Source organism: Serratia sp. TSA_7, assembly GCF_052692135.1.
This window is the reverse complement of sequence record NZ_JBQZFU010000004.1, coordinates 269,363-283,571: the sequence shown is the minus strand read 5'-3', so window position 1 is coordinate 283,571 and position 14,209 is coordinate 269,363. Positions and strand designations below refer to the sequence as shown.

The following is a 14,209-nucleotide window of genomic DNA, read 5'->3' as shown; positions in this document are numbered from 1 at the left end:
TTGATCCCACTTCCGTCATAAGTGGGGAAGGCGTAGGCCACGACCCCCGAGTGGGCACTCCACAATCCACCTTCAATTCCAGGCCTGTCTCGCAGAGTTAAATCGATGACCGCCTGCGCTGTGGAAACCCACTGCGGGCTTGTGCTCATATTGCCAGGGACAGCGCGAATGCCCGCCCGCGAGGCGGAAGCCCGTAAAGTTTCACAGCTTGTGGCTGTTTCCTGGCGAACGCGCCTAATCTGCTCATCCGCCCCCTGTCGGCCAAGCTCGAAGATAAGCCACCCTAGCGTTATTGAGACCGCCGCGAAACTTAACCATATGAACAATAACCCGCGTCGCAGGGGCATCATTTTTCCTTTTTGTTGTGAGCAGTTCATACGTTTTTGAATCAGCGAATTCTAACATTCTTTGTAAGCCTCCCGCTTACCCTGATACTGAAGTCCAGCTCTGCGGCCATCCGTCAGAGCGGCAACTCAATTAACTATGTCGCGTCGAAGCACAACAAGGCGTTTATGGCTGAAATATCCAAAGAGGCAGCGGAAACCACGCTGGACGAGCTGGGGGATAAACAGGGGGCACAATATCCGGTGGTGACTCAGTCTTGGAGGCGAAAATGGGGCAATTTGTCGTATCCGGCAATGATCCGTAAGGTAATTTACACCATAAACTCCATTGAATCGGTGCATCATCAGTTCAGAAAGCTTATTGATTGAGCATGAGAGGTGATTGGGGCCCCTTGCGGAGCCCCTTCAGGTTAAAGCCTTGATTCAGCCTCGGCGGTGGAGTGTTCCGTGCGGAACATCTTGGCGCGAACGGTTTTGCGATAATCACCGGGCGAAACGCTGGAGATGCGTTTGAACTGGCGGTTAAAGTGCGCAATATCCTGGTAACCCACCAGACCGGCAATTTCTTGAATACTCAAATTGGTCGTTTGTAACATATTGATTGCGGACTCAATCCGAGCCTTTAATAGATATTGCAAGGGCGAAATATCGGTCGCATTTTTAAAGCGGCGGTTAAAGTTGCGCAAACTCATTCCTACCATATCGGCGAGTTTTTGCATCGGTAGATCTGTCATGCAATTATCTTTTATCCAGGTTTGGATCTGGATTATATCCTCATCAGGATGAGGCTTATTTTCTTCTCTGTAACACTGGCGTTCAAAGTGGCTACGGATCTCGTGGAAGAAGGTACGTTGCGTATGGTTTGCCACTTTTTTACCGTAGATGGTCTCAATAAAATGAATAGTGAGATCGGAAAGGGCCTTAACGCTGGCAGCACAGAAAATATTCTCGGACTGGGTGATGAAGTATTTTGTTTTTAAATTCACCTCGGGATAATCATGTGCGAACTGTTCGAAATAGTGCCAGTGGGTGGTTGCCGGTTGAGCATCCAGCAGTCGGGCTTCGGCCAAAAAGCAGCACCCCGTCCCGACGGCGGCTATCCGCGTGCCTTTTGCCGCCTGCATTGTCAGCCACCGGGTGATGGCCGTGTTCTGTCTTACGATAGGGCGTGGATTGCGCCAGATTGCGGGCAGATAGATGATATCGTAATCGGCATCGTCTTCCAGTACGTCATCGGCAATCAGGCTAAAACCGCTGTGTGTAGGTATGGGATTTTTATTAATACTTATCGTACTAATATTGAGGATATTTTCGGGTCTGCATAGGGTAAGTGTGTATTTATCTTGATTTTTCTGATTGTTTCTTTGTTCCGCGAAATAACTGCTTGCTGCTGATTTCCACATTTCTATCGGTAGGCTGAGGCCTGAACTCAGCATGTGTTCACACAATACAAATCCTATCTTTGTATTTCTCATTTTCCGGTCAATACCTGATTTATTATTTGGTTATTGCTTTTCACACCTGTCTTGGCCAAAAAAGTCTGCATTTTGGCCGGATTTTCATAATAGCTTTTGCCCACGCTTTGTAAACTGATATCTGTAAATTATCTAAAGTAAGTGAAGGCATAACGATGCCGCAGAAAGGCTAGGACACTCTATGGTCAAGTTACCTGTCATAACCGCATTCGGTGGCTACGGTCCCGCAGGTCGGAGCTCTTCGCACCAAGCGTTTCGTCGCATGGTCATAGACTCGTTGCCGGAAGATCAGCAGCAAGAAACGCTATTATCATTAGCAGTGCTGATGGGATTGCTTAAATATCAGGATGACGGCTACCGTAACGCAGAAGGGAATATACGCTCAGCCGCACAGGCAGCGGCTGAAATAAAAGAAGCCGTGTTGCAAGGCACACTGATCAGGAAGATCGCCAAAGAGTATTTTGACGTTGATGCCGTGGCCAGCCATGCCAAATTGAATATGGCGGCGGGTGCCGAACCTTTGAGTTTTGATATACCCACCCGGCAGGTGCCTCATCCTTTGCCGCAGGGGTGGCTGGCTGAGCCGCTCACGGACGACCGGGTGCGTATCACCGTTCGGGGTGAAATGGACTGCAAAATTGACGTCACGCTGCGCACTGAGGCGCAAGCCGCCGGGCAATTGCCGCAGGGATTTAGGCCGGGTGACCACTACAGCTCGCAGTTTCATCCCCGTGCGTTGCAGATGGCGATCGTCGCGGCCTCCGATGCCATCAATGCTCTGGGGATCCCGTGGCGTGAAATTCGGGCGCTGATTGCGCCAGACCAGCTGGGGGTGTATTCCGGCAATATTCTGGGGCAGCTCGACGATCAAGGGTTTGGCGGTATGCTGCAATCGCGGCTGAAAGGCAATCGCGTCAGCGCCAAACAGTGCCCGTTGGGTCTGAACAGCATGTGCGCCGATTTTTTGAATGCCTATGTGCTGGGCAGTGTGGGGCACACCAGCGCTACCCTGGGCGCCTGCGCCACCTTCCTCTACAACCTGAATGCCGCAGTAGAAGATATCAAGGCGGGCAGGATCCGCGTGGCCATCGTAGGGAGCGCGGAGGCGCCGATCACCTCGGAAGTGATCGAGGGCTTTGATGCGATGGGGGCGCTGGCGACGGAGAGCAAGCTCAAGCGTATCGATGAAACCGAAACGGCAGACTGGCGCAACAGCAGCCGCCCGTTTGGCAACAGCTGCGGTTTTGTGATTGCCGAGTCCAGCCAATATATTGTGCTGATGGATGATGAACTGGCGTTGCAGCTGGGGGCGGAGATTCATGGCTCGGTGAGCGATGTTTTCATTAACGCCGACGGATATAAACGTTCTATCGCCTCGCCGGGGCCGGGCAACTACATCACCATGGCGAAGGCCGTAGCCTCTGCCGTCACGATGGCCGGGTTGACATGCGTGCAGAAAGGCTCTTTTATCCAGGCGCACGGTTCCAGCACGCCAAAAAACTGCGTGTCCGAAGCCGAGATCTTTGACCGGGTCGCCGAAGCCTTTTCCATTAACGCATGGCCCGTCACGGCGGTGAAATCCTATCTGGGGCACTCATTGGGGCCGGCGAGTGGCGATCAGTTGATTAGCTGTCTGGGCACCTTTAAGTACGGCATCTTGCCGGGAATCAAGAGCGTGGATCAGATATCGCCGCAGGTAAATGATGCTCGCTTGCTGATCCCAACCCAGGATCGGCCTTTGTCTGCCGACCAGGCGCAGATCGCTTTTATCAACTCGAAAGGGTTTGGCGGAAATAATGCTACCGGCGTGGTCTACTCACCGCAACTGACGGCGCAGTGGTTGCGCAAACGGCATGGCGAACAGGTCTTTGCCGACTACCAGCAGCGTAGGCGGCAGGTCGAGCAACAGGTAGCGGCTTATGATACGGCGGCATCGCGCGGTGAATTGAACGTTATCTATCTTTTTGGGCAGCATGACATGAATGAGGATGAGGTTAAGATCGACATGAACGGCATCACGATGCCGGGATTTGAACAACCGATTCATTATTCCAAAGTTAAAAAATTTACAGATTTTTAATTATACGGATTTATAACTTTATAGCGTTGAGGTTATTCAGAAAACTATTTTTTATTTATAAGGGTGTTTGCGATTCCGCAAGCACCTTATCTGTGTGGCTGTAATAATCAGGAGAAGTAAAGTGGTTAATCTCAGTGAAATGCTGATTGCCTTTGGTTGGGGCGGTATTGTTGTGGGTATTATGATGGGGGGCTTAATGGGGATGTACGCCTTTAAGGGGCCTTTTCGGGCACCTAAAGGGCATGAGAATTACACCGATTTAAATCGCAGGATGTTGAGATTGGCGCATATCGCTTTTATTATGCTGCCATTGATATCAATGCTTTATGGGATGTGCCTTGACACCTTACAGGTTCCCTACGTTTACAAGTATTATGCGGCGATATGCATGGTCATTCTTTCCGTGGGTATTCCTGTATTACTGATTGCCTCCTGTTTTTATTTACCCTTCAAATATATTCAGGCCATTCCTTTTAGCTGTGGGATGTTTGCCTTAGTTGTTATGGCCGTAGGCAAGGTATCCGCCTTGTAATCTTCTATCAATCGTAATTTTTATATTGAGATCCTAATAATGGAAACGTTACTGAGTGCACGCCAACTCGGCAGAGACGCTATTGCTGCAACGGTAGAAAAGAATAACTATCAACGTAATCATAAATTTGCAAAGAGATTAATTGATCGCGTTGAATCGCATCCGTTGATGAGAAACCCTATCTTGTCAAAAATGAATAGCGGTGAATTTGACCTCAACCAGATGAAAGTCTTCCATCTGGAGTTTTATCATGCCTTTGCCCAGGTCTTTACCGATGCGGTGATCGAAGCGCTGAGCTCGGCAAAACAGTTGGAAGGCCGCCTGGGCGCCCGGGCAAAAATGGCCGCGCGTTTCCTGCTGCAGATCAACCTGCTGGACGAATTGGGTTTCCACCCGGGGACCGGCAGTGACGGAAGCTATAACGGCCAGCCTGCATTGGCGCACTATGTGCAATTCTTCAATACCATTGAACAACTGGGTATGAGTGAGGACGAGGTGAAAGCCTGGTTGCCGATGTCCAGCTCCGTGGCTTGCCGCGCAACCTTTGAAAACGCCTACGGCGATTACCCGCAGCTGGTAGCGCTGCTGGCCGTTGCGGAAACGGTGTTCCATGATTTTGCGACGCCTTGGGCGAAGAGCGTGGACGTGGCGACCGACATTGACGTTTCCCGCGGTTATCACAGCATTCACGTAGAAACGGAAACCGGTGAGTCGATTGAAGACGGCCACTCTGAAGATGCCTGGATTTTATTCTGCCAGGCGATAACGGAAGAGCGCTTTGATGAAATGGTACAACATGTGGATCTGTGGCTGAAGGTATGGAATGACTTCTGCAACGATCTGCTTGCCGGCCGTGCCGCAAAATAATTTCAGGCTAATTTAACTTTTCATATTTTATATTGAGAATAAAGAGCTAATCATTATGCCGTCTCATCAGTTGTTTAACAGGGGATTTAATTCCTTCAACCAACTATTGCCCGAGCTTGCTGTTCAACATACCGACAAGACGGCATTTGAATTTTTGCGAAGTGCCAAAGAAATAAAGAATCAAAGTTACAGACAATTGCATCAGCGCGCCGCCTCTCTGGCTAGCGCACTTCAGCAATACGGTCATCGGGGCGACAGGGTTATTTTACTTTATCCCGACGGCGAAGATTTTATTGGCGCTTTTTTCGGGTGTCTTTATGCCGGCATGATTGCCGTGCCTGTTCCTATGCCGGCCAAGGCCTCAGGCAGCGCGTGGGAGCGCTTTATTGGGGTTTTACGCAATGCGCAAACGGAATTTATCGTTACCACAGGCAAAGGCGCTGAAACCTTAATATCGCTCGGTTTACCGCTGGCGCCGCTAATTTTTACCTTTGATCAACTGCCCGCAGTGGCATTGCCGGCGGGGTATCGCCTTCAGCATCTCGATAGCCATTTTTCAGGGGCGTTTAATCCTGCGCCGGTGAGCGACGACGATGTGGCTTTTTTGCAATACACCTCGGGTTCAACCGGTACGCCAAAAGGGGTCATGGTCACTCATGGCAACCTGTGGGCCAACTCTCAAGCCATCCATCGTTATTTCGGTCACCACAATGAAAGCCGCGGCATGATATGGCTGCCGCATTTCCATGATATGGGGCTGATCGGCGGTTTGCTTCAGCCGGTATTCGGGGCATTCCCCTGCCGGGTGATGTCGCCGATGATGCTGATGAAAAACCCGCTTAACTGGTTAAAGCAGGTGTCAGAGTTCCGTGCGACGACGTCGGGCGGCCCTAATTTCGCCTACGACCTCTGCGTGCGCAAAATCAGCCCGCAGCAGGCCGAAGACCTGGATCTCTCCAATTGGGATGTGGCGTTTTGCGGTGCGGAGCCTATCCGGCCAGCCACGTTGCGCCAGTTCAGTGAACACTTTGCCCCGGCCGGTTTTCGGGGGCAGGCGTTTTTACCCTGCTATGGCATGGCGGAAACCACGCTGATCGTTACCGGCAGGGAGAAAGGTCAGGGGATGGCGGTCGCCGAAGAAAAAGCGGGGGATGTCGTCAACTGTGGCGAGGCGTTGCCCGGCACCGATGTCCGCATTGTCGATCCCGAGACGCTACAACCGCTGGCAGCCGGGCAAACCGGCGAGATCTGGTTGCGTGGGCCCAGCATTGCGGCCGGCTATTGGGATAACCCGGCGGCGACAGAGGCCACCTTCCAGGCGCGCATCGAGCCTGATCCGGCGCATTGGCTACGCAGCGGCGATTTGGGGTTCCTGCAAGCGGGGGCGCTGTACGTCACCGGACGTGTGAAAGAACTTCTGATCGTCAATGGGCAAAACCATTACCCGACGGATATCGAGGAAACGATCAGGGAAGCAGATATTTTGCTGGCAGACGCAACCGTTTGCGTCTTTGCCGCCGAGGTTGCCGAAACGGAACAGGCGGTGGCTTTGCTGGAGATCCCGGAACGTCTCAAAGAGACCCTGGATACCGCAGCGTTGAACCGGCGTTTGAATGCCGCGGTGGCCGAGCGGCACGGCATAACCCTGGGGGAATGGGTATGGGTCGGCCGCCGGGCCATTCCACGCACCACCAGTGGCAAATTGCAACGTACCCGCGCCAGAGAAATGTACCGGCAAAATGAACTGACGGTGCAATGGCGTAGCCGGGTCGAGCAGCCGCAAGCGGCCCAGGTTGCCGATATTGCCGCATACAGCGCGCCTGCCCTGGCCGCGCTTATCGCCGGTATCATCGGCACTGCGGTCAACGGCGCTGTCGGTGAAGAACAGTGGGATGAGGCTTTTACCGCCTTTGGCCTGAACTCGTTACAGGCCGTTGGCGTGATCGGCGAGTTAGAACAACATTTGGGGCGTGAGCTGTCGCCGGCGCTGATTTACGATTATCCGACGATCAATAAGCTGGCTGCGGGTCTGTTGCAACCCACTGAGCGACCGGAAGCGCTTAAGACGGCCGTGGCCGGCCAGGATATCGCCGTGATTGGCATCGGGGTTGAACTGCCAGGCCACAGTGGCGTGCAGGCGCTGTGGGCGATGTTGCAGCAGGGGCAAAGCACCACGGGTGAAATCCCCGCTCACCGTTGGGCCGGCTCTGCACTCGGCGGTTTTAACCGCAAGGGCAGTTTCTTTGACCGCGTGAGCGATTTTGACGCCGGTTACTTTGGCATTTCGCCGCGCGAGGCGGAGTATATCGATCCGCAACATCGCCTGCTGTTGGAAACCGTGCAACAGGCGCTGACCGATGCGGGGTTACAGGCTTCGGCACTGCGGGGCAGCGACACTGCGGTGTTTATCGGCATCAGCGCCAGCGATTATGCCCTGGTCTCGGGCGACCGGGTTTCCGCGTATAGCGGGCTGGGCAATGCGCACAGCATTGCCGCCAACCGCATATCTTATCTTTATGATTTTAAAGGGCCAAGCGTCGCCATTGATACGGCCTGTTCCTCTTCGCTGGTGGCCATCGACGGGGCCATGCAAAGCCTGCGCTCGGGGCGCTGTTCGCTGGCTATTGCCGGCGGCGTGAATCTGGCGTTGACGCCGCATTTGCAAAAGGTCTTCACCGAGGCGCAGATGCTGGCGCCGGACGGCCAGTGCAAAACCTTTGACGCGCGCGCCGATGGCTATGTGCGTGGCGAGGGGTGCGGCATCGTTGTTTTGAAACCCCTGGCGCAGGCATTGGCCGATGGCGATCGGGTTTATGCCACCTTGGTTGCCAGCGCCATCAATCAGGATGGCCGCAGCAACGGCATCACTGCGCCTAACGGGCCATCGCAGCAGGCGGTGATCGCGCGGGCGCTGGCCGAGGCGGGCATCGACAGCAATCACATCGACTATGTGGAAGCGCATGGCACCGGGACGGCGCTGGGCGATCTGATCGAGTATCAGGCGCTGGAAGCGGTGTTTGCCGAGCGGAGCCAACCGGCACCGGTTCAGGTGGGATCGATCAAGACCAATATTGGCCATCTCGAAGCCGCAGCCGGCGTGCTTGGGGTGGTGAAGACCGCGTTGATGCTGCATAGCCAACAGCGCGTGCCTCATTTGAATTTCCAGCAGAAAAACCCGCATATCGCCGCCATTAGCCGTCGGGTGGCGGTGGCGGGCAACCACTCTTGCGCCTGGGAGTCTGCGGCGGGCCAACGTTATGCCGGTGTCAGCAGTTTTGGCTTCGGCGGGACGAACAGCCACGTGATACTGCGTGATTGCCCGCAGGCCGTTAAGCGCGATGAGGCGGCCCAGCCGCTGACGCTGCTGCTGGTGGCCTCGCACGAAGAGCAGGGTTTCAACGCGCAGCGTGACGGCATTTATAGCACCTTGCAAATGCAGCACGACGTTGACGTCCCGGCATGGTGTCGCCTGGTCAATACCCGTTATGACCACCCGCGCTATCGTGGGTTTGCCCATGGCGCCAACCGCCGGCAATTGGCAGAAAACCTGGCGCAACTCACCGCGAATAAAGTGGAGAAACCGCGCCCGCAGGTCTGGCTCTTCCCTGGGCAGGGAACGCAGCAAATCGGCATGGGGGCGGCGTTATACCAGCATCTGCCGCACTACCGCAGGTGCTTCGATAACCTGGCTGAGCGGGTTCAGGAAGAGTATCAAATCGATATTCGGCAAGCGCTGCATGCGCAGGACGACAGTTGGCAGCATTGCGCCAAAACCTGCCAGTTGGCCCTGTTTGCCTGCAGCTATGCCACGGCGGACAGCTTGTTGCAGTTCGGGCTACGCCCGGCGGCGGTGATTGGCCATAGCCTGGGCGAGTATTGCGCTGCGGTTGTCGCCGGCCAGATTTCGCTGGAGCAGGGGTTGGCGATGGTTCATCAGCGCGCACGCCTGATGGGCAGCCTGGATCAGCAGGGCGCGATGGCGGTGGTGTTCAGCGGCGAAAACGAGGTTCGTCGCTGTATCGCCCCTTGGGCCGATGATATCGATATTGCCGCGTTCAATACGCCGACGCTGACCACCATCACCGGCAGTTCGCCGGCGATTGACGCTTGTCTGCAGGCGATTTCGGCGCAAGGCGGCCATGCCCGCCGGATTAAAACCACCAACGCCTTTCATTCTCACCTGATGGATCCCATCTTGCCGGCGTATCGCCTTTGGTTGACGCAGCATATTGATTTCGCCGAGGGGAATATCCCTTTCTACAGCAATCTGGACGCTCTGCCGCGCCGGCACACCGATGCCGACTACTGGAGCCAACAAATCCGGCAGCCCGTTCATTTCCTGCAAGGCATACAGGCGCTGCGGGAGGAAGGGAAATATACCTTTGTGGATCTGAGCGCCGACAGTTCGCTGGGCAAGTTCGTCGACGCCACCGATCGCAGCCAACCGATTTTGGCGGCTGCCGATCATCGCCATGAATACCAATCACTGCTGACGCTGCTGGGGTCGTTGTGGCAGCAAGGGCATGACATCGACTGGTCCAGGCTGTATCGCGCAACAAGTCGTGAAGCGTTGACGCTGCCGGCCATTCAATTTTGTCGGAAAACTTATTGGCTGGCCGATGAAATGCCAACGCTGCCGCCATCTTCACATGAGGACGCTATGTCAAAACAACATCAATTACACGCCGAAATCAAAGCGATCATTGCCGGGTATTTGGGGGCATCGCCCGAAGCTCTGGATGATGATCTGCCCTTCCTGGAAATGGGGGCCGACTCGCTGGTCTTGCTGGATGCGATCAATACCATCAAGGATCGCTATGGCGTGGTGATCCCGCTGAGATCGCTGTTTGAAGAGTTGAATACGCTGGATGCGGTGATCCATTACGTCGTGGAGCGTGCGCAAGTGGCGGAGCCCGTCGCGGTGGCCGGTGAAAGCCGGGTTGTGGCGGCAATGCCGCAAGCCGACGCTTCGGTGATACCTGTGTCGGCCCCTCAGCTCGAACCGGAATGGGGAATACCGGCAACGGCCCCGGCTGAGTTGCAAGGCGTGATTGCGCGGCAATTAGAGGTCATGTCGCAACAGCTGCGCCTGTTAAGCGGCGGCCATGCTCAACCGCTTTCCGCGCCCACGCTGCCTTCGGTACCGGCAAGCGCACCGGTAGCCGCACTTCCTGCACCGGCAGTGGCGAGTAACGCACCGGTTACCGCTGCACCGGCCAAAGCCGGCGCACACACTAGCTGGTTTAAAAAGGAAACCAGGAAGACGTCATTAGGGGCCGAGCGCGATAAACACATACAGCAATTGACGCAGCAGTTTGTCAGCAAAACCCCGAGTTCCAAGCACAATGCGCAGCAGTACCGCGCCGTGCTGGCGGATAACCGGGCATCGGCGGGTTTCCGTTTATCCACCAAGGAAATGCTGTATCCCCTGGTGGGCGTGCGTTCACAAGGCTCCCGTATTTGGGATGCCGACGGTAACGAGTACATTGATTTCACCATGGGGTTTGGTGCCAACCTGTTGGGCCATGCGCCTGAGTGCGTGCAGCAGGCCGTTGCCGCACAGCTGGCGCAAGGCATGCAAATCGGGCCGCAGAGCCCGCTGGCCGGTGAGGTTGCAACATTGATTGCAGAGCTGACGGGCCAGCACCGCGTGGCGTTTTGTAACTCCGGTTCTGAAGCCGTGATGAGCGCGGTACGCCTGGCGCGTGCCGTAACGGGCAAGAACAAAGTGGCGCTGTTCAGCGGCTCTTATCACGGCGTTTTCGATGGCATCCTGGGGCGTCAGCAGGGGGGCGAAACCCCGGAGCGAGCAGTGCCGATTGCCGCAGGGACGACGGCGTCCCTGGTCGAGGATCTGCTGGTGCTCGACTACGGCAGCGAAGAGAGCCTGGCTTTGATTGCCCAGTATGCCGATCAACTGGCCGCGGTCATTGTGGAGCCGATTCAAAGCCGCTACCCCGATCATCAGCCGCGCGACTATTTGCATGCGCTGCGTAAGCTGACGGCCGAGCGCAATATCGCCTTGATGTTCGATGAAGTGATTACCGGTTTCCGCCTGGCTGCCGGCGGTGCGCAGGCGTATTACGGTGTCCAGGCCGATATTGCCACCTACGGCAAGATTGTCGGCGGCGGCATGCCGATTGGCGCCATTGCGGGGTCGGCGCGCTTTATGGACAGCATCGACGGCGGTTTCTGGCAATACGGCGATGAATCCTGGCCGCAATCCGAACTGATTTTCTTTGCCGGGACCTTCTCCAAACACCCACTGACCATGGCGGCCAGCAAAGCGGTGCTCGACTATATCAAGAGCCACCCCGGGCTCTATGACGACATCAACCAAAAGACGCATTACCTCGCGCAGACGCTCAACACCTGGTTTGTCACGACGGGTACGCCGATCGAGATCGTCTCGGCGGGCAGTTTGTTCCGTTTCAAATTCAGCGGTAACTACGACATTCTGTTCCACCACCTCATGCTGCGCGGCATCTTTATTTGGGAGGGCCGCAACTGCTTCGTGTCCACCGCGCACTCTTCGCAAGATATAGAGCTCTTTATCGCGGCGGTAAAAGAGAGCGTTAATGCCATGCGCGTTGACGGTTTCTTCGGTGATGCCGGTTTGCACCCCGATACACCTTACCCGGCCGCCGACAGCCAGCAGCGCTTTATGCTGCTGGCCGCCAAAGACGAAAGCGGGCTGTGCGCGGGCAACGTTGGCTGCGTGGTTGAAACGGCGCGTGAAATCGAGGGTTCACTTCTGGCCGAAGCCTGGGCGCTGCTGAGCGAACGTCATGACTCTTTGCGTATGCAGTTCAATGACGCGGGGGAGTTGCGGGTGGCGTCGGGCGTGGTCAATGTCGATTTTATTGAGGAACGCAGCGAGTCGGCAGACGTTGCTGCAAGGCTGGCCGCGTTTGCCGCTAAACCCTTCGCATTGACGGCAGCGCCGTTGGCGCGCGTCTTGTTGCTGAGCCAGCCCGGCCAAACGGCCCTGGCGTTGACGGCGCACCATACGGTGGCGGATGGCTGGTCATTTATGGTGATGCTGCGTGAACTGCTGCATATCTACGATGCGCTGGCGGCAGGGTTTAGCCCTGAGCTGTCGGCGGCGCCAAGCTATTTGCATTTTATGCGTGCGGAAAAGACGGCCAATGATGCAGAGGTTGCTCAACGGCTGGCCGCTATCCCCGCGCGTCGTTTCGATCCCGCCAGCGCGCTGCCGGTTGTCCTGCAGGCCGCGCCGTATCACGGCCAGCGTTTGAAGCAAGGGCTGGCTTACCCGAACTTGTCGGCCCAACTGCGTAAAGTGGCCGCCGAACTGCGCACGACCCGCTTTGCGATGTTGAACGCCCTGTTTGTACTGACGCTCGAGAAGTTTGTCGGCCACTCTCTGTTGCCTGTCGCTGTGCCGAATGCCGGGCGTGACTTCGAGAACAGCGAAGGGTTGGTCGGCCAATGCGTCAGCCTGATGCCGTTGTGTTTCAACAGCGCCGCGAGCGCTTCGTTGCCTGAGTTTGTGGCCAAGGTGCATCAGGCCATTCTGGCGCAGCGTGACGCACCGGCATTGCCGTCCCGTTGTTTCCATGGCGAGCAAGCGCCGCTGCCTCTGCTTGCCACGTTCAATGTTGAGCCGTCCGTTCCGTTGGCGGAAATGCGCCAGTGGCAGGCCAGCCTGTCGATGCTGCCGGTCAATGCGGTCGAGTTCCCCTTGATGATCAACGTGGTGGAAATGGCCGATGAGCTGTCGATTGAGCTGGATTATCAGGCGCGTTATTTCACCGAGCAAACCGCCTCAGCGCTGCTGGAGCCGTATCTGGCTGCGATTGCGGTTCTGGCAGAGCAAGGCGTGAGCGCCGTAAATCAGCAGTTTTATTCACCGGTTGCCGTGGAAGCATGATGAAAAAGTTGATGGGGATAGCGCTGGCCGTCGCTGTGCTGGCGTATGTAATCAATCTGCTGTTTGACGCCGGCGTGTTCTACCGCGTTCAGGATATCAACCTGCAGCAATGCCAAAAAATACCGGGGATCAGCGGAGCGGAGGATATTGCGCCGCTAAAGGAGGGGGGCGCACTGATCAGCAGCCTGAATCGCCACGATAACGCGCCGGGGGCGCTCTATTACCTCCAACAGGGGCAAGCGCCCCTGCGTTTACCCGGCGACTATCCGGCTGAGTTTTACCCGCACGGTATCGATGTGTGGCAAAAGGGCGCAGAGACGTGGGTTTACGCCGTGAGCCACGGCTCTCGTGGGGATCGCATTGAGACGTTCCGTTTTGAGCGGGCGGCGATGCGGCTGGTTTATCAGCCTGAGCTGTCGCGCAGCGTCGGCAAGAATATCAACGACATCAGCGTCATTGATAAATCCCGTTGGTTGTTGACGCGCGATCACGCCTTTTCCGGCATGTTGGGGCGCGTTGAAGACTATCTGCGGCTGCCACTCTCGCTGGTCTTGCTGGTAGACGACGCGGGGGAACATAGGCTGCTCGATGGGTTGCATTTTGCCAACGGCATTTACTACGACCCGCAACGGGGGCGGCTGTACGTGGCGGAAACTACCAACGGCACCCTGAGCAGTTGGGCATGGCGGCCAGGCGAGGCGTCACCCGTCTTGCTGGGGCGGTTCACCGGGTTGCACGGGGTCGACAATATCATGCCTGACGGAGATGGGCTGCTGGTGGCCGCGCATCCGCAACTGTTAAAGCTGGCCGCATTTCAAAAGGATGCGCAAGCACGTTCGCCGTCGCTGGTCTGGCAACTGTCGCTGGGCCCACAGGGCGCGGTTGAGCGCTCGCGAATTTTTTACCAGAGCCATGGCCAGGCGCTGGCGGCGATCAGCGTGGCGGCACCGCTCGGCGGGCGGATCCTGATGGGCAGCGTATTTGACGATGGCCTGCTGACGTGCGGGGAGCAATAAC

The 14,209-nt window shown here is 56.1% G+C and carries 6 protein-coding genes and 1 pseudogene; 6 read left to right on the top strand and 1 reads right to left on the bottom strand.

The annotated features are described in order from the left end of the window. Positions 1 to 424: 424 nt before the first annotated feature. Positions 425 to 704 (top strand): annotated as a pseudogene (locus ACUTQW_RS16390) (transposase); the annotation flags it as partial. A gap of 50 nt (positions 705 to 754) precedes the next feature. Here the strand turns inward: ACUTQW_RS16390 and ACUTQW_RS16385 are convergent. Further along, on the bottom strand, positions 755 to 1,780 hold the full coding sequence (locus ACUTQW_RS16385) for a GlxA family transcriptional regulator (protein WP_042437383.1): 1,026 nt from the start codon (positions 1,778 to 1,780) through the stop codon (positions 755 to 757). A 220-nt stretch (positions 1,781 to 2,000) separates the two neighbouring features. Here ACUTQW_RS16385 and ACUTQW_RS16380 point away from each other — a divergent pair, with 220 nt between their 5' ends. The 5 genes from ACUTQW_RS16380 (at position 2,001) to ACUTQW_RS16360 (ending at position 14,208) form a co-directional block, all read left to right on the top strand. Then, entirely contained in the window at positions 2,001 to 3,899 is a 1,899-nt protein-coding gene (locus ACUTQW_RS16380; protein WP_445654899.1) for a beta-ketoacyl synthase, read from the top strand. A 121-nt stretch (positions 3,900 to 4,020) separates the two neighbouring features. After that, positions 4,021 to 4,431 (top strand): hypothetical protein, encoded by a 411-nt coding sequence (locus ACUTQW_RS16375; protein WP_013811842.1) that lies wholly within the window; start codon positions 4,021 to 4,023, stop codon positions 4,429 to 4,431. 192 nt (positions 4,432 to 4,623) lie between these two features. Continuing rightward, the gene (locus ACUTQW_RS16370; RefSeq protein WP_230554897.1) at positions 4,624 to 5,298 is read left to right on the top strand and encodes a hypothetical protein; all 675 of its coding nucleotides are present in this window, start codon (positions 4,624 to 4,626) and stop codon (positions 5,296 to 5,298) included. 55 nt (positions 5,299 to 5,353) lie between these two features. Then, complete coding sequence (locus ACUTQW_RS16365; RefSeq protein ID WP_445654898.1) at positions 5,354 to 13,192, top strand: aminotransferase class III-fold pyridoxal phosphate-dependent enzyme; 7,839 nt, start codon at positions 5,354 to 5,356, stop codon at positions 13,190 to 13,192. Next, on the top strand, positions 13,192 to 14,208 hold the full coding sequence (locus ACUTQW_RS16360; RefSeq protein WP_445654897.1) for an arylesterase: 1,017 nt from the start codon (positions 13,192 to 13,194) through the stop codon (positions 14,206 to 14,208). The genes ACUTQW_RS16365 and ACUTQW_RS16360 overlap by 1 nt, the downstream gene beginning before the upstream one ends. Position 14,209: the final 1 nt, after the last annotated feature.